The sequence below is a fragment of the Halomonas nitroreducens genome (assembly GCF_003966155.1).
Classification (GTDB): domain Bacteria; phylum Pseudomonadota; class Gammaproteobacteria; order Pseudomonadales; family Halomonadaceae; genus Halomonas; species Halomonas nitroreducens.
Genome location: NZ_RXNS01000022.1, coordinates 1 through 21,620, shown reverse-complemented (window position 1 = coordinate 21,620; position 21,620 = coordinate 1). Strand labels below are relative to the sequence as shown.

General features: G+C 66.6%; 22 protein-coding genes. 13 read left to right on the top strand and 9 right to left on the bottom strand.

Translation table 11 applies throughout. The annotated features are described in order from the left end of the window. The 4 genes from EKG36_RS18360 to EKG36_RS18345 all read left to right on the top strand — a co-directional run bounded on the left by EKG36_RS18360 (position 1) and on the right by EKG36_RS18345 (position 4,165). On the top strand, positions 1–864 hold the full coding sequence (locus EKG36_RS18360; RefSeq protein ID WP_126486671.1) for an intradiol ring-cleavage dioxygenase: 864 nt from the start codon (positions 1–3) through the stop codon (positions 862–864). Positions 865–905: 41 nt separating this feature from the next. After that, positions 906–1,496 (top strand): malonic semialdehyde reductase, encoded by a 591-nt coding sequence (locus tag EKG36_RS18355; RefSeq protein WP_126486670.1) that lies wholly within the window; start codon positions 906–908, stop codon positions 1,494–1,496. 102 nt (positions 1,497–1,598) lie between these two features. Continuing rightward, on the top strand, positions 1,599–2,336 hold the full coding sequence (locus EKG36_RS18350) for a sulfite exporter TauE/SafE family protein (protein WP_126486669.1): 738 nt from the start codon (positions 1,599–1,601) through the stop codon (positions 2,334–2,336). A gap of 80 nt (positions 2,337–2,416) precedes the next feature. Beyond that, a complete protein-coding gene (locus tag EKG36_RS18345; protein ID WP_126486668.1) occupies positions 2,417–4,165 on the top strand; it encodes an ABC transporter substrate-binding protein in 1,749 nt (582 codons plus the stop codon). A gap of 25 nt (positions 4,166–4,190) precedes the next feature. Here the strand turns inward: EKG36_RS18345 and EKG36_RS18340 are convergent, their stop codons facing one another. After that, positions 4,191–4,994, bottom strand: a complete 804-nt coding sequence (locus EKG36_RS18340) for an SDR family NAD(P)-dependent oxidoreductase (RefSeq protein ID WP_126486667.1) — start codon at positions 4,992–4,994, stop codon at positions 4,191–4,193. A 511-nt stretch (positions 4,995–5,505) separates the two neighbouring features. Here EKG36_RS18340 and aroQ point away from each other — a divergent pair. Further along, positions 5,506–5,937, top strand: coding sequence for a type II 3-dehydroquinate dehydratase (gene aroQ / locus EKG36_RS18335; protein WP_126486666.1), 432 nt, complete (start codon positions 5,506–5,508; stop codon positions 5,935–5,937). Here the strand turns inward: aroQ and EKG36_RS18330 are convergent. Then, complete coding sequence (locus EKG36_RS18330) at positions 5,934–6,713, bottom strand: IclR family transcriptional regulator domain-containing protein (RefSeq protein WP_126486665.1); 780 nt, start codon at positions 6,711–6,713, stop codon at positions 5,934–5,936. The two genes, aroQ and EKG36_RS18330, sit on opposite strands and share 4 nt — an antisense overlap. Positions 6,714–7,075: 362 nt before the next feature. Here EKG36_RS18330 and EKG36_RS18325 point away from each other — a divergent pair, with 362 nt between their 5' ends. From EKG36_RS18325 to EKG36_RS18300, 6 genes are all read left to right on the top strand, one after another. Continuing rightward, positions 7,076–7,894, top strand: a complete 819-nt coding sequence (locus tag EKG36_RS18325; RefSeq protein WP_126486664.1) for a CoA transferase subunit A — start codon at positions 7,076–7,078, stop codon at positions 7,892–7,894. After that, a complete protein-coding gene (locus tag EKG36_RS18320) occupies positions 7,894–8,670 on the top strand; it encodes a CoA-transferase subunit beta (RefSeq protein ID WP_126486663.1) in 777 nt (258 codons plus the stop codon). Before EKG36_RS18325 ends, EKG36_RS18320 begins: the two co-directional genes overlap by 1 nt. Before the next feature lie 14 nt (positions 8,671–8,684). Then, positions 8,685–9,890 carry a 3-oxoadipyl-CoA thiolase gene (pcaF, locus tag EKG36_RS18315; RefSeq protein WP_126486662.1) on the top strand — a complete coding sequence of 402 codons (1,206 nt, stop codon included), beginning with the start codon at positions 8,685–8,687 and terminating at the stop codon, positions 9,888–9,890. Positions 9,891–9,974: 84 nt separating this feature from the next. Beyond that, positions 9,975–10,805: a 3-oxoadipate:acetyl-CoA acetyltransferase gene (locus EKG36_RS18310; protein WP_126486661.1), complete on the top strand. Its 831-nt coding sequence runs from the start codon at positions 9,975–9,977 to the stop codon at positions 10,803–10,805. 225 nt (positions 10,806–11,030) lie between these two features. Further along, entirely contained in the window at positions 11,031–11,822 is a 792-nt protein-coding gene (locus tag EKG36_RS18305; RefSeq protein ID WP_126486660.1) for an alpha/beta fold hydrolase, read from the top strand. A gap of 78 nt (positions 11,823–11,900) precedes the next feature. Next, on the top strand, positions 11,901–12,686 hold the full coding sequence (locus EKG36_RS18300) for a M48 family metallopeptidase (protein ID WP_126486716.1): 786 nt from the start codon (positions 11,901–11,903) through the stop codon (positions 12,684–12,686). 52 nt (positions 12,687–12,738) lie between these two features. Here the strand turns inward: EKG36_RS18300 and gfa are convergent, their stop codons facing one another. The 3 genes from gfa to EKG36_RS18285 form a co-directional block, all read right to left on the bottom strand. After that, positions 12,739–13,311 (bottom strand): S-(hydroxymethyl)glutathione synthase, encoded by a 573-nt coding sequence (gene gfa, locus EKG36_RS18295; RefSeq protein WP_126486659.1) that lies wholly within the window; start codon positions 13,309–13,311, stop codon positions 12,739–12,741. Between the two features lie 247 nt (positions 13,312–13,558). Next, the gene (locus EKG36_RS18290; protein ID WP_126486658.1) at positions 13,559–13,954 is read right to left on the bottom strand and encodes a hypothetical protein; all 396 of its coding nucleotides are present in this window, start codon (positions 13,952–13,954) and stop codon (positions 13,559–13,561) included. Between the two features lie 102 nt (positions 13,955–14,056). Continuing rightward, entirely contained in the window at positions 14,057–15,058 is a 1,002-nt protein-coding gene (locus EKG36_RS18285; protein ID WP_126486657.1) for an LLM class flavin-dependent oxidoreductase, read from the bottom strand. Between the two features lie 148 nt (positions 15,059–15,206). Here EKG36_RS18285 and EKG36_RS20555 point away from each other — a divergent pair, with 148 nt between their 5' ends. Next, the gene (locus EKG36_RS20555) at positions 15,207–15,383 is read left to right on the top strand and encodes a hypothetical protein (protein WP_185827612.1); all 177 of its coding nucleotides are present in this window, start codon (positions 15,207–15,209) and stop codon (positions 15,381–15,383) included. 49 nt (positions 15,384–15,432) lie between these two features. Here the strand turns inward: EKG36_RS20555 and EKG36_RS18280 are convergent, their stop codons facing one another. The 4 genes from EKG36_RS18280 to EKG36_RS18265 form a co-directional block, all read right to left on the bottom strand. Beyond that, positions 15,433–15,675 (bottom strand): hypothetical protein, encoded by a 243-nt coding sequence (locus EKG36_RS18280; RefSeq protein WP_126486656.1) that lies wholly within the window; start codon positions 15,673–15,675, stop codon positions 15,433–15,435. A 93-nt stretch (positions 15,676–15,768) separates the two neighbouring features. Next, positions 15,769–16,893 carry an agmatine deiminase gene (gene aguA, locus EKG36_RS18275; protein ID WP_126486655.1) on the bottom strand — a complete coding sequence of 375 codons (1,125 nt, stop codon included), beginning with the start codon at positions 16,891–16,893 and terminating at the stop codon, positions 15,769–15,771. An 8-nt stretch (positions 16,894–16,901) separates the two neighbouring features. Further along, entirely contained in the window at positions 16,902–18,368 is a 1,467-nt protein-coding gene (locus EKG36_RS18270) for a Na+/H+ antiporter NhaC family protein (protein WP_126486654.1), read from the bottom strand. Between the two features lie 100 nt (positions 18,369–18,468). Further along, positions 18,469–19,887 carry an aminotransferase gene (locus tag EKG36_RS18265; RefSeq protein WP_126486653.1) on the bottom strand — a complete coding sequence of 473 codons (1,419 nt, stop codon included), beginning with the start codon at positions 19,885–19,887 and terminating at the stop codon, positions 18,469–18,471. Positions 19,888–20,209: 322 nt separating this feature from the next. On the opposite strand from EKG36_RS18265, the gene EKG36_RS18260 reads away from it, so the two are divergent. Next, positions 20,210–21,448 carry a M20 family metallo-hydrolase gene (locus tag EKG36_RS18260; RefSeq protein ID WP_126486652.1) on the top strand — a complete coding sequence of 413 codons (1,239 nt, stop codon included), beginning with the start codon at positions 20,210–20,212 and terminating at the stop codon, positions 21,446–21,448. Positions 21,449–21,620 lie beyond the last annotated feature (172 nt).

Below are 21,620 nucleotides of genomic sequence, written 5' to 3'. Positions count from 1 at the left end.
ATGCGCAACCTGAATGCCAACAACATCACGGATGCCGTGATCGAGGAGTTCTCCGGGTGTCGGGACGAGCGATTGAAGACGATCCTGAACAGCCTGGTCACCCACTTGCACGCCTTCCTGCGCGAGGTGGAGCCCACCGAGCAGGAGTGGACCGAGGCCATCGACTTCCTGACGCGGACCGGGCAGATGTGCGACGACCAGCGCCAGGAATTCATTCTGCTCTCCGATACCCTGGGCGTGACCATGCTGGTCGACGCCCTCAACCACCAGACCTCGGACCCGATGGTGTCGGAGAGCACGGTGCTCGGCCCCTTCTACGTCCCGGACCCGCCTCAGGCCTCCCAGGGCGAGTCGATCGACTGGAACGTCGAAGGGGAGCCCTTCTTAGTGGAGGGTCGCGTCCACGACGAACTCGGCCAGCCATTGGCCAACGTCGTCGTCGACGTCTGGCAATCGGACAGCGAAGGCTTCTATGACGTTCAGAAGGAACTCGAGAGTGCGTCGCTGCGGGCCCGGTTCACCACCGATGACCAGGGGCGCTATGCTTTCTGGACGGTGACCCCGGCGCCGTACCCGATCCCCACCGACGGCCCCGTCGGCAAGATGCTGGAAATCACCGGCCGACATCCCTACCGGCCCGCCCATGTGCACTTCATGCTGATGGCCGAGGGATTCGACACCCTGGTGACGCAGGTGTTTGCCGAGGACGACCCCTATCTCGACTCCGATGCCGTTTTTGGCGTCAAGGATTCCCTGGTCAAGGAGTACAAGCTGCTGCCGCCAGGGAGGGCACCGGATGGACGGGCAATGGAAGTTCCCTTCCGCCATCTGACATATGACTTCGGCTTGAAGGCGAGCCGCTAGTCCCATCTCGAGACATAACCCGCCAGAAAGAGGAACGCCCTATGACTATCATCGACAACCATGCGGTCGAGACCCTGTTCACCGAGGCTCGCACCCACAATGTGTGGAAGGATCAGGAGGTCAGCGAGGAGATTCTGCGCAAGCTGTATCACCTGATGCATTTTGGCCCGACCTCCATGAACTGCCAGCCTCTTCGCGTGCTCTTCCTTAAGAGCCAGGAGGCCAAGGAGCGGCTCAAGCCCGCCCTGCTGCCCGGTAACCAGGAAAAGACCATGAAGGCGCCGGTGGTCGCCGTGCTGGGCTACGACACCGAGTTCTATGAGCATCTGCCGCGCATGTTTTCCCACAACAAGGATGCCAAGTCGCTGTTCGAGGGCAAGACTGACTTCATCAACACCACGGCCTTTCGCAACAGCTCCATCCAGGGGGGCTACTTCATCCTGGCCGCTCGCGCGCTGGGCCTGAGTGCTGGGCCGATGTCCGGCTTCAACAATGCCGCCGTGGATGAGGAGTTCTTCCCCGATGGCAAGGTGAAGAGCAACTTCCTGTGCAACCTGGGGTATGGCGATGCCTCGGCGCTCTTCCCGCGTCAGGATCGCTTCGAGTTCGACGAGGTCTGCAAGGTCCTCTGACGTGGCTGACGGCCAGCCGCCGACACGGCGGCTGCCCCTTACGCCGACCTGGGCCGTGATACCACGGCCCTTTTTTAGTTCCTCCACAAGGACGAGGCGCACATGGTGTATGACGGGCAGTTCATTGTCCTGATGGTCGTGGCGGTGCTGCTAACCGGTATCTCGAAGTCGGGCTTCGCCGGTGGCGTCGGGGTGGTGGCTGTGCCCCTGATCTCACTGAAAGCCAGCCCGACTTTTGCCGTGGCCGTCATGCTGCCGCTGTTGATCGTCATGGATGTCTTCAGTCTGCGGGCCTGGTGGCGGCATCGCCTCGGCTCGCTGCTGTGGCTGATGTTCCCACCGGCCGTGCTGGGGGTGGCGATCGGCTATCTGACCTACGGGCTCTTCGATGATGACCTGCTCAAGGTGCTGCTGGGCATCTTCTCGATGCTGTTCGGCCTGTGGGGGCTGTTCAAGCCCTTCCGTGGTCGCGTGGTGCCTGCCTGGATCGGCGGGCTCTGTGGGGGGATCGCCGGCTTCACCAGTTTCATCGCCCATGCCGGGGGGCCGCCATTGAACTTCTACCTGTTGCAGTGCCGGCTTTCCAAGGAACAGTTCCTGGGAACGGCCGTGGTCTTCCTGGCCGCCATCAACCTCGTCAAGCTGGTGCCCTATGGTCTGCTTGGCCTGCTGAATGTCGCGAACCTTACCATTGCGCTGCTGCTGATCCCGGTGGCCTGGCTGGGGGTGCGCCTGGGGCTGGTCATCCAGAAGCGGCTGAGTGGTGAGCTGTTCTTCCGGATCATTCTGGGCCTGCTGATCCTGCTGGGCATTCGACTGATCGTCGACGGCTGGGGATAGCCGCGCTGAAGTACCGTTTGCTGCCGGGCGCCAGGCGGCGCTATCTTGGGGCTTGAGCGCAATTCCAGCCCGAGGCGACGATGAACGAACTCCCCGATGCGAGCCAGCCGGAGGGTCCCTATGACAGTCTGTCCCAGACCCCGAGGCCGAAGCTCTCCAACACGGAGCTCTCGCGATTCATCGACTTCATCGAGAAGTTCGAGGGGGAGACCGAGCACACTCTCTCCATAAGCCACGGTTACCGGGAGATGCGCATGATGCTCCATCTCATGCGCAACCACCTGGCCGGGCGACTGACGACGCCCACCTCGCTTGCGGATGCGTCCGGGCTTTCCTATGGCACCGCCAAACGCGGGATCGAGAGCATGATCCAGCGCGGGCTGATCCTGTCGCGACCGAGAACCAGGAGTGGCAAGACAGTATCCCTGCATCCCTCACCGGCGCTGGTCGAGGAGTGGGAGGCGTATGCCGGCAGGGTCAGGGCCTTGCTGTCTACCTATGATAGCCAGGTCTTGCGGGACGACACCTACCCCTCGGGCCGGGTGATCTCGCCGCCTGCGGTGCTGTCGACGCGCCTCGAGATGAAGGGGGGGCTGCGGGTCCTGAGCCATGCCGATCCCACCTTCATGGCGATGCACAACCTCAAGCAGCAGCTGGAGTCGATCTTCGGTCTGCCGATCAAGAACAAGGCCAGGTCGATCGACGAACTGCGCGAGGAGATCCTCGATAATGCCCGCTTGGCACACTCCCGCTATGACATTGTTGCCTGTGACCTGCCCTGGTTTGGGGAGCTGGCGTCCGGGGGCATGTTAATGCCGCTGACCTCCCTGCTGGCGCGCGACGGTTATGACCTGTCCGACTTCCATTCCGTGGCCATCCAGAGCGCGCAGTATGCTGATCAGCAGTACGGCATCCCGGTACAGACGACTCCCGAACTGCTGTGCTACCGGTCCGATATCCTCGAACGCGCCCAGCTGTCTCCTCCGACGACCACCGAGGAACTGATCAAGGTCGCCAGGCGGTTGCATGACCCCGGGAAGGGGCAGTACGGCATCGCCTGGAATGCCGCCAGGGGCACGCCGCTGGGTCATACCTTTACTTTCTTGATGGCGAAATTCGGCCAGCCGATCATCAATATGCGTCGAACCAGGGACGGGTATGACTTCCAGAACGTCTCGGGCGAAGAGTGTCGACCGATGTTCCTGTCGGATGCGGCCTTCCGCGCCTGCGAGTACATGCTGGATATCCTCAAGTATTCGCCACCGAACATTCTCGACATGGCCTGGTACGAGCGTGCCAAGTCCTATGCCTCGGGTGAATCCTGCATGGCCTACTGCTATACACTACTCGCCCCACTCATCGAGCTCGACAAGACATCCCCAGCCTGGGGCAACACTGGCTACCTACCGCATCCTGCCGGTAACCATGGCCGGCCGATCACCCCGGTCGGCGGCTATGCGCTGGCCATTCCGTCCAACCTGTCCGAGGAGCGTGTGGAGGCGGCCTGGCGTGCCCTGAAGTCGCTGACCTCTGCCAGCCTGTCGAAGCTCTATATCATGAACGGTAGCCTGGCCACACCACGCTTCAGCGTCAGTCGTGACCCGGAGGTCTCCTCCCTGTCACCGGTCATCGACGTCGTGGATCGCATGGCCAGGGAGAACATCCTGCAGGTCTGGCCACGCCCCCCGGTGCCAGGCATCACCGATATCATCGGCATCGCCGGCAACGAGGTGTTCGAGGTGCTCGACGGGCGACGCTCCATCAAGAAGGCCCTGTCCTTGGCGCAGGACAGGGCCGATCGGGTAATGCGCGACAGGGGGTTTTACTGAGCCATCGCCTGGGGTGTCGGTGGCATCACTGCATGATCATGCCGCCATCGATCATCAGCAGCTGGCCGGTCATGTAGTCCGACTCCGGACTGGCCAGGAAGCTTGCCGTGCCGACGACATCTTCCGGATAGGAGTAGCGCTTCATCAGGATCATCTTCTCGGCAAGCTCGTCCATGGACTGGCCCTGCTTGTCAAACTTGCCAATGCTGACCAGGTCCTTGTCCAGCTGTTCCCACAGTTCGGTACGTACGACCCCTGGACCGTAACCGTTGACAGTGATGTTGTGATCCACAAGCGCCTTGGCGCCGCCATTGATCATGGCCAGCACGGCATGCTTGCTGCAGGCGTAAGGCACCACGTCGTCGAAGGCCTGGCGGGAGAGAATGGAGCCGACATTGATGATCTTGTAGGGACCATTCTCCTTGCCCTGCGCGATCATCTGCTTGGCGGCCTCCTGCATGCCGATCAGACAGCCCATGGCATTGACGTCCATGATCTGGTGCCAGTTTTCTTCGGTGATGTCGAGAAACATCAGTGGCTTGTTGATGCCGGCGTTGTTGACCATCACGTTGAGGCTACCGAAGGCATCGACGGTGGCCTTCACGGCATCCCGCATCTGGTCGCGCTCGGTCACGTTGAGCTTGACGGCGATGGCCTGGCCGCCCTTTTCGGTGATCCGCTTGACGACTTCCTCGCAGCCTTCCAGGTTCAGGTCCGCGACACAGACGCTGGCTCCCTGTTCGGCATAGTGTTCCGCCACGGCGGCACCCATGCCGCGCGCTGCACCGGTGATCAGGCAGCTCTTTCCTTTCAGTCGTGTCTTATCCATCGTGTCACCTCGGGGGTCTTGTTGTGGGTCTGGGCATGCCGGCGCTGGGCGGTGATTGGCCGCGTCCACCGGGATGTGTCGTGAAACGACAAGGAGGCATGGCGTTGCTCGGGGTTTGCCCTTCGGCCTTCCTTGCTGATCGGTATTGTCGGCACGGCGCGCGACAGGCAACAGCAAGCCGGGAGGGCAATATGACCAGATTGGATGTTTTGGCGGGGAGGGGGCCGCCAACAACGGACATCGGGTAACCCGTACGGCGCATCGCCTGGACAGGAAGAGAGAGCGGTCGCTGCCCAGTCAGCGCGTCGAGAAGGTGCCGGCTCCCGCGAACGGGAACCTGCAGCAGATACGGCTCGATGCCGGCATGACGAATGGTGTCAGCCTGTGCGTCTCAGGGCGTGGACGCCCGCCGGCGGTTCTGCGAGGATGCCGCTAAGTGTGCCGCGGCCAACGAGCTGGCCGATATGGTGTTCTCCCACTGCCGGCGGGAACTGCTGAAGGAGATTTCGCGATGAGCAAGGTCCTGGTCCTGCACGGCCCCAATCTCAACCTGCTGGGTACTCGCCAGCCGGAGATCTATGGTCGCGAGACTCTGGAGGACATCGACAACGCCCTGCGCGAGCAGGCCGCCCGCGGGGGCTGGGAGATGCTCTGCCGGCAGAGCAATCACGAGGGCGAGCTGATCGACGCCATCCATGCGGCACGGCTCGATGGCACCACGGCGATCATCATCAACCCCGCCGCCTATACCCATACCTCGGTGGCGATCCTCGACGCCCTCAATGCCTTCGACGGCAAGGTGATCGAGGTGCATCTCTCCAACGTCCACCAGCGCGAGGCCTTCCGCCACCACTCCTACGTTTCGCTGCGCGCCGATGGCGTGATCGCCGGCCTCGGCAGCCAGGGCTATCGCCTGGCGCTGGAGGCAGTGATGGCCGGCTAGCGTACCTGCTCGCGGATCTCTGCGGCCTTGCGCTGCAGTAGCGGCAGGTAGTCGCCGATCAGGGTGTCCAGATCGACCCGAGCGGCGTTGGTGCTGATGTTGATGGCGCCCATTAGCCGTCCGGTGGCATCGAAGGCCGGCACGGCCAGGGAACGCAGGCCGGAGTCCAGTTCCTGGTCGGCCACCGCATAGCCCTGGCGGCGCACCTCCAGAATGCGCTCGCGCAGTACCGCCTTGTCGGTCACGGTCTTGTCCGTATGGCGCTCCAGGGTCACCCGCTCGAGAAAGGCCACCAGCGCGTCGTCGGGCAGCTGGGAGAGCAGGACTCGGCCCATGGAGGTGTGGGCGGCGGGCAGCCGGGTGCCCACCGCGAGACTGATGGCCATCAGCCGGTGCTTGGCGGCCGAGCGTGCCACATAGGTCACCTCGTCGCCGTCCAGCACCCCCAGCGATGAGGATTCGCCGCACTCGGCGGTGATGTCCTCGAGCACCTGCTGGATGACGCTCTGGTAGCCATTGGCGGACAGGAAGGCATAGCCCAGTTGCAGCACCCGAGGCGCCAGCTCGAAGTGGCGCTGGGTCTTGCGCACATACCCCAGCGAATGCAGCGTCAGCAGGAAGCGCCGTGCCCGGGCCCGGTTCATGCCGGTGCGTGCCGCCACCTCGCTCAGCGTCATCCTCGTGTGTTCCTCGTCGAAGGCGAGGATCACCTCCAGGCCGCTGGCCAGGGCCGTGACGAAGTCCCGGTCGTCCGGGTTCAACACCTCTTCCCGCATCCTGTCTCCTCCCTGCCTGATGGTGGCGCCGGACGTCGCCGACACTCGTCCAATCTATCACGACTGTTCGATAGCCGAACATGATGACCGCTACCTGCCCGGAGGATGAGAAGGCTCATCTGCCTGATAGACCTTAGTCGTAGCCCAAGGCCCCGGTCGGTAAAGAGAAACGCCATACGGACCGGTGGTTAGGGGAGAGGAGGCCGCCCTGGACCGGGGACAGCGGGAGCTCGGGGTTTGACGTTCCCCGAGGGTGAGGCTAAATTGTTCGCATAATGAATTAATGATCGCATAGCGAACACATTGGCCGTCGCCTCCCCGGTGCGGCTACAGAGCCTACTTCCCAACACAGGTGTCCCCTCATGGCCGAGTTCCTCAGCTTGCATGACGCGGTGGCCCGCTATGTCGAAGACGGCACCACCGTATGCATGGAAGGCTTTACCCACCTGATCCCCTTCGCGGCGGGCCACGAGGTCATCCGTCAGGGCCGGCGTGACCTGACCCTGATCCGCATGACGCCGGACCTGGTCTACGATCAGTTGATCGGTGCCGGCTGCGTCAAAAAGCTGATCTTCTCCTGGGGTGGTAACCCCGGGGTGGGCTCCCTGCATCGCCTGCGCGACGCGGTGGAGAAGGGCTGGCCGCAGCGGGTCGAGATCCTCGAACACAGCCACGCCGCCATGGCCTGCGCCTTCGAGGCCGGCGCCGCCGGGCTGCCGCTGGCCGTGCTGCGCGGCTACGTCGGCAGCGACCTGCCCAAGGTCAACGATCAGATCAAGTTCATCGAGTGCCCCTTCACCGGGGAGCGCCTGGCCGCAGTGCCCTCGATCCGTCCCGACGTCTCGCTGGTGCATGCCCAGAAGGCCGATCGCCAGGGCAATGTCCTGGTGGAAGGCATCGTCGGCGTGCAGAAGGAGGCCGTGCTGGCCGCCAGGCGCAGCATCGTCACCGTCGAGGAGATCGTCGACGACCTCGACGTCGAGCCCAACGCCTGCGTGCTCCCCGGCTGGGCGATCAGCGCCATCGCCGTGGCCGAGAAGGGCGCCTATCCCTCCTATGCCCACGGTTACTACGACCGCGACAACCGCTTCTACAAGGAGTGGGACGCCATCGCCCGGGATCGAGACGCTTTCACCGCCTGGCTCGACGACAACGTCCATAATGCAGGAGGACAGTCCTGATGAGCACCGAATACACCTCATCGGAGATGATGACCGTGACCGCCGCCCGGGCGCTCGAGAACGGCATGACCTGCTTCGTGGGCATCGGCCTGCCCTCCGAGGCCGCCAACCTGGCGCGCCTGACCCATGCCCCCGGCGTGGTGCTGATCTACGAGTCCGGCACCCTGCAGACCAGACCGGACGTGCTGCCGCTGTCGATCGGCGACGGCGAGCTGTGCGAGTCGGCGCTGACTACCGTCTCGGTGCCGGAGATGTTCCGCTACTGGCTGCAGGGCGGCCATGTCGACGTGGGCTTTCTGGGCACCGCCCAGATCGACCGCTACTGCAACCTCAACACCACCCTCATCGGCGACTACCACGATCCCAAGGTGCGCCTGCCGGGCGGCGGCGGCGCTCCCGAGATCGCCACGAACGCCGGGGAGGTGTTCATCACCCTCAAGCATTCCAAGCGCACCTTCGTGAAGGACGTCGACTTCGTCACCACCCTGGGCTTCGGCCGCGACGGCAAGGGCCGCGACGGCGTGCCCAACATCGGCCGTGGCCCGACCCGGGTGATCACCGACCTGTGCGTGATGAAGCCCGACCCCGAGACCAGGGAGCTGGTGGTGGTGTCGCTGCACCCCGGCGTGACCCGCGAGGACGTGCGTGATGCCACCGGCTGGGAGATCCGCTTCGCCGAGGCGCTCGAGAGCACCCCGGAGCCTTCGGCCCGCGAGCTGGCGGTCCTGCGCGAGCTGAAGGAGAAGACCAACCGCAAGCATGCCGGCGACGCCTGAGGAGAGACTTTTCCATGAGCAACATCTACCTGTGTCATCCGCGGCGCACCGCCGTGGGCCGCTTCGGCGGCACCCTGGCCGCGGTGCGTCCCGACGACTTCGCCGCCAGCCTCTTCCAGGCGGTGCTCGCCGAGGCACCGGATCTCGACCCGGCCGCCATCGACGAGGTGATCATGGGCTGTGCCAACCAGGCCGGCGAGGACAACCGCAACGTGGCACGCATGGCGTCGCTGCTGGCGGGTCTGCCAACCTCGGTGCCCGGCACCACCATGAACCGCCTGTGCGGCTCGGGCATGGACGCGGTAGGCACCGCCTTCCGCGCCATCAAGGCAGGCGAGTTCGCGCTGGCGCTGGCCGGCGGCGTGGAATCCATGTCGCGGGCGCCCTTCGTGATGGGCAAGGCCGAGAGCGCCTTCTCGCGCACCCAGGCAATCGAGGACACCACCATCGGCTGGCGCTTCATCAACCCGCTGATGAAGCAGCAGTACGGCGTCGACTCCATGCCGGAGACCGCCGAGAATGTCGCCGAGACGTACCGGGTCTCCCGGGAGGACCAGGATGCCTTCTCCCTGCGCTCCCAGCAGAAGGCCGAGCGCGCCCAGCAGGAAGGCCGCTTCGCCCGCGAGATCACCGCCATCGAGATCCCGCGGCGCAAGCGGGAGCCGCTGATCTTCGCCCAGGACGAGCACCTGCGTCCGGGCACCACCCTGGAGAAGCTGGCCAAGCTGCCGACGCCGTTCCGTGACGGTGGCAGTGTCACCGCTGGCAACGCCTCCGGGGTCAACGACGGTGCCGCGGCGATGCTGGTGGCCAGCGAGGCCGCGGTGCAGCAGCACGGCCTCACGCCCATGGCGCGCATCCTGGGCATGGCCACCGCCGGGGTGGAGCCGGCCACCATGGGCATCGGCCCGGTGCCGGCGGTGCGCAAGCTGCTCGCCCGCCAGGGCGTGTCCCTCGACGAGATCGACATCATCGAGCTCAACGAGGCCTTCGCCTCCCAGGCCCTGGCCTGCCTGCGCGAGCTGGGCATCGACGACCACGACCCCCGAGTCAACCCCAACGGCGGCGGCATCGCCCTGGGCCACCCGCTGGGCATGTCCGGCGCCCGTCTACTGATGACCGCAGCCTTCGAACTGCAGAAGACCGGCAAGCGCTACGCGCTGTGCACCATGTGCGTCGGCGTGGGGCAGGGTATCGCCACGCTGATCGAGCGAGCCTAGGCGCTTGCACTTCCACAGGATGCCGCGCCCTTGAAACGCATCCTTTCCTCTTGAACGACGCCCTGGGCGTCACGCGAGGTTCCCATGTCAAATCCCTGTATCATCTGCGTTGCCATCACCGGCAGCCTGCCGCGCAAGGAAAACAACCCTGCCGTTCCCGTGTCCATCGACGAGCAGGTCGAGAGCACCCAGGCGGCCTTCGAGGCCGGGGCGAGCATCGTCCATTGCCATGTCCGCAACGACGACCAGTCGCCGACCTCGGACCCCGATCAGTTTGCCAGGCTGATGGAAGGCCTGAGGAAGCACTGCCCGGGGATGATCATCCAGCTCTCCACCGGCGGGCGCTCGGGTGCGGGTGAAGAACGTGGCGCCATGCTGCCGCTGAAGCCCGACATGGCGAGCCTCGCGGTGGGCTCCAACAACTTCCCCACCCGGGTCTACGAGAACTCGCCGCAGCTGGTGGAGTGGCTCGCCGACGAGATGCTGAAGTACGACATCAAGCCCGAGATCGAGGCGTTCGACCTGTCGCATATCCACCAGGCGGTGAATCTCTCCAAGCAGGGCAGGATCAAGGCCCCGCTCTACGTCCAGTTCGTGATGGGGGTCAAGAACGCCATGCCGGTGGACAAGCCGACCTTCGATTTCTATATCGAGACCCTCGAGCGCCTGGCGCCGGGCTCCCAGTGGTGCGGTGCCGGCATCGGCGCCAACCAGCTGGTCCTCAACGAGTGGTCCATCGCCGCGGGCGGCCATACCCGCACCGGGCTCGAGGACAACGTTCGCTGGGACAAGGAAAGCCTTGCCCCCTCCAATGCTGCGCTGGTCGAGCGGGTGGCGAGGCTGTGCGAGCAATACGAGCGCCCGGTGGCCACCTGGCAACAGGCGCGCGAGATCCTCGGGCTCAAGGCGGGCTGACGACTCTCCCCGGCGTTTGCTCCTGCCTGCCCATGAGCTGCGAGGGGGCGTGCCGACATCGTGGAGCCGGCCCCGCCAGACCTCTGACGGGCATCACGGCCCGGATCACATGGGCAGGCGACTCGCTGTCACCCGGCGGGCCGGCGCCAGGGATCGTGGCGAGGGCATTGCCCAAGCGCCGCATGAATTGCTTTAGTTTTGACGTTAGGCTTCAGGAGCGACTCCATGGCATTTCTCGACATCGACGGCCGCAGCGTGGCCTATCGCCTGCTGGGCGCCGAGAGCAATCCGCTGGTGGTACTGGCCCATCCGCTGGGCATGAGCCAGGCGGTATGGGACGACCTGCTGCCGACATTGCTGCCGCGCTATCGCGTGCTGACCTGGGACCTGCCCGGGCATGGCGCCAGCCAGGCCTGGCCAGCCGACGGCGGCGACATCCCCCCCGCGGCGCTCGCCGCCGAGGCCCTGGCCCTGGCCGACCATGCCGGAGCGGCGCACTTCCATTTCGTCGGCACCTCCATCGGCGGCGTGGTGGGGCAGCAGCTGGTGGCCGAGCATGCCGGCCGGCTGCTGTCGGCGACCCTGACCAACACCGGCGTGGTGATCGGCAACACCGAGCTGTGGACCACCCGGGCCGGGCGGGTCCGCGAGGAAGGCTTGGCGGCCATGGCCGACGAGATCGTGCCGCGCTGGTTCGCCCCGGCCTGCTTCGAGGATGAGCCGGCCCTGAAAACCGGCTGGTGTACCCAGATGGGCCGCGGCGACGACGACTCCTATGCCCGACTCTGCGAGATGCTCGGCCGCACCGACTTCACCGGCAAGCTCGCCGGGAAGGACGTGAAAGTGCAGCTGCTGGGCGGCAGCGAGGACCTGGCGACTCCGCCGGCCAGCCTCGAGGCCCTGGCCGCGGAGCTCGACGGTGCGCCGCTCGAGATTCTCGAGGGTGTCGGCCACGTGCCCTCCGTGGAGCGACCCGATGCCGTGGCCGAACGCCTGAAGGGGATCCTAGCCGGATAATGCATCGGCGCACGGCGTTGCGCGACCCGGTGCACGGGGTATGCTGGCGGCCTGATCCCTTCAAGGAGTGCTTGCGTGATGCGCCTGGTCCTGCTGCTAAGCGCGCTGCTGGCCCTGGCCGGCTGCGAGAAGACCCCCACCGGTCGCACCCAGCTGGCGCTGGTGCCCGATGCCCTGATGGCCCGGTTGGGCGCGGACACCTTCGGCGAGATGCGCGAGCGTCAGCCCGTCACGCAAGACGCCTCCCTCAACCGGCAGGTGCAGTGCGTGGCCCGGGCGGTGGTGGCGGCGGCGCGGCGTCACTACCCCGGGGTGGCCATGCCCCAGGACTGGGAGGTGGTGGTGTTCGACGATCCGTCCCCCAATGCCTTCGCGTTGCCCGGCGGCAGGATCGGCGTCAATGCCGGTCTGCTGGGGGTAGCCGAGTCGCCCTCCCAGCTGGCGGCGGTGATCGGCCACGAAGTCGCCCACGTGCTGGCCGACCATGGCAACGAGCGGCTCACTCAGCAACTCGGCATCAAGGCGGTGCTGCTGGTGGTCGGGCTGTTCAGTGAGGGGGAGGTGGGCCAGGCATCGTTGCTCCAGGCCCTCGGGATCGGCGCCCGACTGGGCATTGCCCTGCCGTTCAGCCGCACCCACGAGGAGGAGGCCGACCTGATGGGCCTCGAGATCATGGCCGAGGCCGGTTTCGACGCGCGGCAGAGTGTGAGCCTGTGGCGCAACATGGCCAAGGCGGGCGGCGAGCAGTCGCCGGAATTCCTCTCCACTCATCCCGCCCACGACTCCCGCATCGAGGCGCTTCAGGGCCACCTGGAGACAGCCCGGCGCCTGGGCCGGGATGCCGCGCCGCCGGCCTGCGGCTGAGGCGTCATCGGGCGTTGGGTGCTCCGCAACCGTGCCAAGGCCGAGGGCGGCTTCAGAGAACGCCCTTGGCCTTGGCGGTGTGAGTCGCGATGGCATCCATCAGCGGAGGGGAGAGACAGTCGTAGGGCGTCAGCCCAAGCGCCTCGAGCCTTGCTCGCACCGCCCCCATGTGCTGAGGGTCGGTGCCCGACTCGATGATCGAGGAGGTGAAGGCGGCGAACCCGGGGGCCGCCCATCCCGTCTCGTCGGACAGTTCGGGATGGATGAAATCCAGGCCGTGGAAGGGATGGTCGGGATTCTCGATGCGTCCGAACATGTGCACTCCACAGTCACGGCAGGCGTGCCGCTGGATCGCCGCGGCGGCATCGACGATTTCCAGCTTGTCCTCGTTGGCAGTGACGCTAACGGCATCTCGTGGCACCACGGCGACCATGGAGAACAGCGCGCCTTGCGGTTTCCAGCACCTGGTGCAGCCGCACACGTGGTTGTGCGCGCACTGGGCATTGATGGTCACCTCCACCGACCTCTCCGTGCAGTGGCAGTGCAGCGTGCCGCCGGTGAAATCGTCGCTGCCGGGGCGTACGCCGCCGTCGACGGCGGGATGGATGCAGAATTCATCGTTCATGGCGTGTCCCCCTTGAGTGGCGCGAAGATGGTCCGCAGGGGCAATGGAGTTGTCATGAGCTGCGGCGGGAGCCGATCCCATAGCCAGAGTATAGGAGGCGAGCGGCCCATCGGGGATAAGCACTCGTCAGGGGGCTGAGGTGTCGACTCGCACGGCAAGGGGCGTGCGTTGGGCGAGCAGGTGAGGGCACGGGAAGCTGGCCGGTCCCGAGGAGCAGGCCGGCAGGGTGGAGAACCGGCAGTGACGCTCAGCGCCACTCGTCGTCGCGGTCGGCGTTCTTGACCTCGTAGTCCCCCTCCAGGACCTGCTGGTCGCGGTGGCGGGCCCCGCCGCTACGGGTCTCGCGATAGCGGGTTTCCCGGTAATGGAAGCTGCCCCCGACATCCTCGGCCTGGTCGGCGCGCATGCGCTCCATGCGCTTCTTCATGCGGTAGCGCAGGATGGGCAGCATGGCCCACCCGACCAGCAGGAAGAACAGGCCCAGCACCACGCCGACGACCATCAGGGCGCCGAAGACCAGCCAGGTGAAGAGCAACCGCAGGCCGCCGATGTTGCCGCCGGGCCGAGCCTGGTGGGCACGTTCCTGCCACTGCTGCGCCGCCCGCCAGGCGGCGTTGTGGCGCGGATCCTTGGGGTCGGGCATGGGGATCTCCTGGGTAGGCGAGCCACGGCTCGCCGTGAATGGCTGCCTGTTGGAAAGCGCCGGGAGGGAAACGTTCCTGCCCCGCCGGGCGCCGACCCGTCGTCAGGCGCCTGACTGCCAGAGGTCAGCGACGATCGCGTAGCTGCGCAGGCGATCCTCCAGGGCGAAGACATCAGTATGCAGCATCAGCTCGTCTGCCCCGGTCGCCGCGAGGCAGGCCTCGAGGCCCTCGCGCACGGTGTCCGGCCCGCCGATCACCGCCGCCCCCAGGAACTGCTCGACCTGGGCCTGCTCGAGGGGCGTCCAGTCGAGGTGTTCCACCGGCGGCTTGGCCAGGGTACGCCGGCCCCGGACCATGCCCAGGAACTTCTGGCGCGCCGTGGAGGCCAGGTACTCGGCTTGGGTATCGCTGTCGGCAGCGATCACCGGCAGGCCGACCATGGCATGGGGCGCCTCGAGCACGGCCGAGGGGCGGAAGTTGTCGCGATACAGCCGCAGCGCCTCGTGGAGCCGGGTCGGGGCGAACTGGGCGGCGAAGGCGAAGGGCAGGCCCTCCCGGGCCGCCAGGCGTGCGCTGTAGTCGCTGGAGCCCAGCAGCCACAGCGGCACCCGGGTGCCCTGGCCGGGCACGGCGCGGACCCGCTGGCCGGGCCGGGCCTCATCGAGGAAGCCTCGCAGCTCCTCGAGGCGCGCGGGGAAGTCGTCCACGCCGGCCCGTGGATCCCGGCGCAGGGCCGCCATGGTCGCCCCGTCCGAGCCCGGGGCGCGGCCCAGGCCGAGGTCAATGCGGCCCGGGTAGAGGGTCTCCAGGGTGCCGAACTGCTCGGCCACCACCAGCGGCGGGTGGTTGGGCAGCATGATCCCGCCGCTGCCGATCCGGATGCGCGAGGTCTGCTCCGCGACGTGGCCGATCAGCACCGCCGTGGCGGCACTGGCGATGCCCTCGATGCCGTGGTGTTCGGCCAGCCAGAAGCGCGTGAAGCCGTGCCGTTCGGCGAGCCGGGCCAGGGCGACGCTGTCGCGGAAGCTGTCGGCGGCGTTGCCGCCCTGGCGGATCGGTGCGAGGTCCAGCACCGACAGCGGGGTATCCTTGAGACGGGGCATGCGAGGCTCCATAGATTAGCGTGCTTATTATCAGGGTGGGGGCAAGGGCGCACGGAAACAATGGGGCGGCAGGTAGGCGGCAAACACTAGCGGGGCGCGTCGCCAGCCCCTAAGCTAAGGATACTTGGAGAACAACGGGGACCCGACCATGATCTTGATGCGTTCCGGCCGGCGGGTCCCGCGGCGGGGAGCCACCCGCCGTCGCCGGAAGCGACGATTCGACTGGGCCGTCTTCGATCGCTGGCTGGATCGGCTGGTGGTGGTGGCGGTCGTGACCGCCCTGTTGGTCGGGGGGGCGGCCCTGTTGATCAGCCTGGTGCTATGAGGGAGTGGAGGGCACCGGCGGGGTGCCGGTGCCATGCCTCGACCGGGAATTACCGGTAGCGATTGAGGTCGATGTCGTCCGAATCCGTGGCGGCCCCGGTGGCGGCCCCGACGCCCCCGCCGATCACCGCTCCCCGGGTGACGCTGCCGCCGGTCACGGCGGCCGCCCCGGCGCCCACCGCGGCGCCCACGCCGGCCCCGCTCAGGGCCCGTTCGCTGGTTGTCGTGCCGCAGCCGGCGAGTCCCAGCGCGAGCGTCAGGCAGACCAGTCCCGTTGTCACGATACGCTTCATAGCCTTCATCCATTGAGGGGTATGGTCGTTAGAGTAGCGACTTCGCGGACAAGTTTCAAAACGGTGTTTTTTTACCCTCCCCGTCGGCGGCGATCACCGGCAGCGCGGCTGCTGCTGGGTGATGCAGTGGATGTTGCCGCCGCCGAGCAGGATCTCCCGGGCCGGCACGCCGACCACCCGGCGGGTCGGGAAGAGTCCCTGAAGCATTTCCCGGGCCTGGTCATCACGCTGAGGATCGAGCAGCGGCATCACCACCACCTCGTTGCCGATGTAGAAGTTGACGTAGGAGCCGGCCATGCGGTCGCCGGGCTGGCGGGGGTGCGAGTGACTGAGGCGGTCGATACCGCTGGCCTCGTCCTCGGCGATATACAGCGGCCCCGGTTGCGGCAACTTGTGGACCTTGAGTGACCGGCCGCGGGCATCGATGGCGCTCTCCAGTACGTCCAGCGCCTCGCGGGAAATGGCGTACTGGGGGTCATCCGGGGCGTCACACCAGGTCAGCACCACCTCGCCGGGAGCCACGAAGCAGGCCAGGTTGTCGACATGGCCGTCGGTCTCGTCCCGGTAGCAGCCCCGGGGGATCCAGATGATGGTCTCCACACCCAGGCTCTCGCGCAGCACCCGCTCCATCTGGGCCTTGGTCAGGTCGGGGTTGCGGTTGGCGTTGAGCAGGCACTCCTCGGTGGTGATCAGCGTGCCCTCGCCGTCCACGTGGATGGCCCCGCCCTCGAGCATCACCGGTACCGTGAAGCGTGCCACGCCGAGCATCTCGGCGATCTTGGTGCGGATGCGCCGATCCTTGTCCCAGGGAAAGTAGAGGCCGCCGTCCAGGCCGCCCCAGGCATTGAACTCCCAGTCCACCATGGCCAGGCGGCCGTCCGGGTGGGTCAGGAAGGTGGGGCCGACATCGCGCATCCAGGCATCGTTGCTCGACAGCTCCACCACGCGGATGTGGTCGGGCAACTGGACGCGGGCGTTCTCGTACTGGTCGTCGTTGACCCCGACGAACACCGTCTCGCTCTCGGCGATGGCCGTGGCCACCTCGATGAACGCCTGCTGGGCGGGCTTGGCGCCGTAGCGCCAGTTGTCGGGACGCTGCGGCCACAGCATCCAGCAGGCGTCGTGGGGAGCGAACTCCGCGGGCATGGCGAAGCCCTGGGCCGCCGGGGTGTCGTGGCAGGCGCCCGCCGGGGCGCCCTCTTGGTTGCGTGTCGTCATGGCAGGTCTCACAGGTGGCCGACCATCAGGAATACACCGGTGGCGATGGTCGCGGCAATCAGCACGTAGGGCAGCTGGGTCAGGGCGTGGGCCATCGGCGTGCAGCCGCTGCCCTGGGCGGAGAGCACGGTGGAGTCGCCGTAGAAGCAGGCGTGGCTGCCGAAGGCGCTGGCCGAGATGAGCGCGCCCACCACCAGCGGCATGCTGGCATCGACGCTGGCCGCCAGCGGCAGCACGATGGGCATGGCCACGGCGAACAGCCCCCAGAAGGAGCCGGTGGCGAAGGCCAGGAAGGCCATGGTGACGAAGACCACCGCCGGCAGCATGCCGGAGGTCATCAGTGGCTGCACGGTGGCGATCACGAAGTCGGTCAGCCCCAGGACGTCATTGACTTCCTTTAGGGTGAAGCCGGCAACCAGGGTGCCGAGCGGCATGATCATCGCCTTGAAGCCCTCCAGCGCCGTGTCGAAGGTCTCGTGAAAGCTCAGCAGTCGCTGGGCGCCGATCAGTACCAGCATCACGGCCAGCGCCACGATGACGCCGCGCAGGATGTCGATCTCGAAGTACCAGGTGAAGAAGATCAGGGTGGCGATCGGCAACAGGAAGTTCAGCAGGTGCGGCCGCGGCTTGCTCTCGTCCACTTCCAGGGTGGTGTCGTCGACGCCCTCAGGCATCATCTGGCCGCCGGCGGCGCGGGCCTCGGCGGCCTTCATGGGACCGATGTCGGGCATCCAGCCGAGCGCCACCAGGGGCACGATGGCCGCGGCCACCCAGGCATAGAACATGTAGGGAATGGCCTCGATGTACAGGCCCATGCCGTTGCCGGTCACGTCGTTCTCCTCCAGCAGGCCGGCGAAGAACACCGCCCAGGTGGAGAAGGGCACGAGGATGCACACCGGGGCCGCCGTGGAATCGACGATGTAGGCCAGCTTTTCCCGGGAAATGCCGAAGCGGTCGGTGATCTTCTTCATCGAGGCGCTGATGGTCAGGGCGTTCAGGTAGTCGTCGACGAAGATGATCAGGCCCAAAAACCAGGTGGTCAGCAGGCTCTGGTGCTTGGTGTGGATGCGGCGGGTCACGGTGTCACCGAAGCTGAGCACGCCGCCGGTCTTGACCAGCAGGGCGATCAGGCTGCCGAACAGGCCACAGACCAGGATGATCCAGGTGACGGTGTCGTTGCCCAGCACGCCGAGCAGGATGTCCGAGCCCTGGGTGACCACGGAGGTCGGGTCGACCATCAGCAGGCCGACCAGGGTGCCGGCCAGCAGCGATTCGATGGTGCGCCGAGTGAGGATGGCCATGCCCAGTACCACTGCGGTTGGTAGCAGGCTGTAGAGTCCATACTCGTCGCCGTCGACGAGTGCGAAGTTGCTGAGGCTGGCAATCAGCACGACAACGAGAAATATCAGGCCACCCTTAGTGGCGCTGCCGAAGCCTATGGGGTGGGTCTTCGAGCCCGAAGGAGAGTGTGACATGGTCATTAACCTTTGTTGTTGAATTGTTGTGGTTGATCATTGCGCCGTGGCTCGTCCCGCCGTGACATGCCGAGTGATACATGCGGCGGTTGCCGGCGGGTTACAGGTAACCGTCCTTGCGTAGCGATGCCGTGGTGGCGGTGAAGGCCTCATCGAGGATGGCCACCACCCGGTCCACGGTGTCGCGGGACCAGACCAGGGGCGGCGAGACGATGTTCAGGTGACCCACCGGGCGGATGATCAGGCCGCGCCTCTGGGCCTCGAAGGCGACCCGGTCGCCCACCCGCGCCTCCACCGGCAGCAGCTCCTTGGTCGCCTTGTCGGCCACATTCTCGAGGCACATCATGAAGTGGCTCCCCCGGACATCCCCCACGGTGGCGTGATGGGAGAGCGTCCTCAGCCGCTCCTCCAGGTAGGGCCCCACCTCGCGGACGTTCTCGCAGATGCGCTCCCGCTCGATGATCTCGATGTTCTTGAGCGCCGCAGCGCAGCTCACCGGGTGCCCGGAGTAGGTGAAGCCGGAGCTCAGCACGCCGCCCTTGCGCTGCGGGGTGCCCAGCACCTCGTAGAGCTCGTCGGAGATCAGGGTCGCGCCCAGCGGCGCATAGCCCGAGGAGAGCCCCTTGGCGCAGTTGATGATGTCCGGCCGGGTGTCGAACACCGCCTCGGAGGCGAAGAAGTGGCCCAGGCGGCCGAAGCCGGTGACCACCTCGTCGGCGATGAAGAGGATATCGTTGGCGCGACACACCGCCTGCATGCGGGCATGGTAGCCCTGAGGCGCCACCAGCACGCCGCCGGCCCCCATGATCGGCTCGGCGATGAACGCGGCGATGTTGTCGGCGCCGATCTCGGCGATGGTGTCCTCGAACTCCTGCACCAGGTGATCGCAGTACTCGGCCTCGCTCATGCCCTCGGGGCGACGGTAGCAGTTGGCCTCGCCGAGGTGGGTGACCAGGTGGTCGAGGGTGTCGAAGTCCCAGTTGTTGCTCTCGATGCCGGTCAGCGTGGCGGCCAGGTAGGTGGTCCCGTGGTAGGCGTTGTTGCGCGAGAGGATGCGCTTCTTGGCCGGCTTGCCCAGGCGGTTGAAGTAGTAGTGCACCAGGCGGATGGTGGCGTCGTTGGCTGCCGAGCCGCCGCAGCTGTAGAAGACGTGGTTGAGGTGGGCGGGGGCGAGATCGGCGAGCTTGGCGGCGAGTTCCGCGGCCGGGGCGTTGGACAGGTTGTTGAAGGTCGAGAAGTAGGCCATGCGGGTGGCCTGGTCGGCCATGGCCTGGCCGATCTCGGCGCGGCCGTGCCCGACGTTGACGCACCACAGCCCGGCGATGCCGTCGATGAAGCGATTTCCGCGGGCGTCTTCGACATAGATACCGTCACTGTCGGTGATCAGGTCGCAGCCTTGCTCGTGGAAGACGCTGAAGTCGGTGAAGGGGTGGATGAAGTGATCCTTGTCCTTCTGCCACAGCGATTCGGCATCGAGGACGGGATGGTCGGGTGTCGGGTGGATGGTTGTTGTGGTCATGGCAATACCTCCTGTCGAGTGGAGGCCAGCCTAGCCAGGCCCGGCAAGCGCGCGACATATCCTGATTGGGGTATATCGCGGCTTCGTGCCGCCCTCGTAAGGTGAGCTCACGGCACACAATGCCCCTAACACCAGGACTGCCGTTTGCGTTGTCGCTCGGGGCTGGTCCGTCGACAGGTCTGCGAGGAGGCGCTGTGAACCCTTCCATGGGCGCTACCGACGCCATCCATGGCGTAGGACCTCCTCTCCGACCTGTCCCCGGCGCCCCTCGACACCTGCAACGGTGGTCGCCCTGCCCGAACAACGACCAAAGAGGCGCACCATGACGATTTCCATCGACGGCCAGCGGCTGTGGGATACGCTGATGGCCATGGCCGAGATCGGCCCCTCCGCGAACGGCGGCAGCTGCCGTCTGGCCCTGACTCCCGAGGACGCCGCCGGCCGGCGCCTGCTGCTCGACTGGTGCGAGGCGATCGGCTGCACCTGGCGGGTCGACCGGGTCGGCAATCTCTTTATCCGCCGAGAGGGGCGGCGCCAGGATCTCGATCCGGTAGCCACCGGTAGCCATCTGGACACCCAGCCCAAGGGCGGCCGCTTCGACGGCATTCTCGGCGTGTTGGCCTGTCTCGAGGTGTTCCGCACCCTGCACGAGGCGGGCCTCGTCACCGAGCGACCCCTCGAGTTGGTGGTCTGGACCAACGAGGAGGGCAGCCGCTTCGCCCCGGCCATGGTCGCCTCCGGCACCTATGCCGGCGAGTTCTCCGTCGACGACACCCTGAACCGCCGCGATGCCGATGGCGTGACCCTCGGCGAGGCTCTGGCGATCAGTGGCTACGCCGGCGACCTGCCGGTGGGCGAGCCGCGGCTGGACAGTTTCCTGGAACTGCATATCGAGCAGGGCCCGGTCCTCGAGGATGCGGGCGAGGCCATCGGCGTGGTCACCGGCGTGCAGGGCATGCGCTGGTTCGACGTCACCTTCACCGGCCAGCCGGCCCATGCCGGCCCCACCCCCATGCGGCTGCGCCGCGACGCCCTGGCCGCGGCGGCGCGGCTGATCGACCGCCTGCAGACCCACGCCCTGGCCGATGACAGCGGCGACACCAAGGTCACCTGCGGCTGCCTGGAGATCGAGGCGGCCTCGCGCAACGTCATCCCCGGCGAGGTGCGCCTCACCGTCGATCTGCGCCACGTGGTGGAGGCCGAGCTCGATGCCCTGGAGGCGCGCTTCGAGCAGGAACTCGCCGCCGCCGGCCAGACCTTCGGCGTGGCCACCCGGGTCGAGCGGATCTGGGTCTCGCCGGTGGTGGAGTTCGCCCCCGAGTGCATCGCCGCCGTCGAGCAGGCGACCCAGGCCCAGGGCGTGCCCTATCGGCGGATGATGAGCGGCGCCGGCCACGATGCCGTCTACGTCTCGCGGGTAGCCCCCACGTCGATGATCTTCATCCCCTGCCGCGACGGCATCAGCCACAACGAGGCCGAGTACGCCACGCCGGAGCACTGCGCCCTGGGTGCCCAGGTGCTGTGCAACGCCATGCTGTCTCGCGCCAACCGTCCGGCCTGATCAAGGGAGTTTCGCCATGACCGACACGATCCACCACCCCCGGACCCACGCCGACTGGCAGGCGCTGGCCGCCTCGCTGTCCGTCGAGACCCGCGCCTATATCGACGGCGCCTTCGTCGAGGCCCAGGGCGGCGCGATCCTGACCACCACCAACCCGGCCACCGGCGAGGTC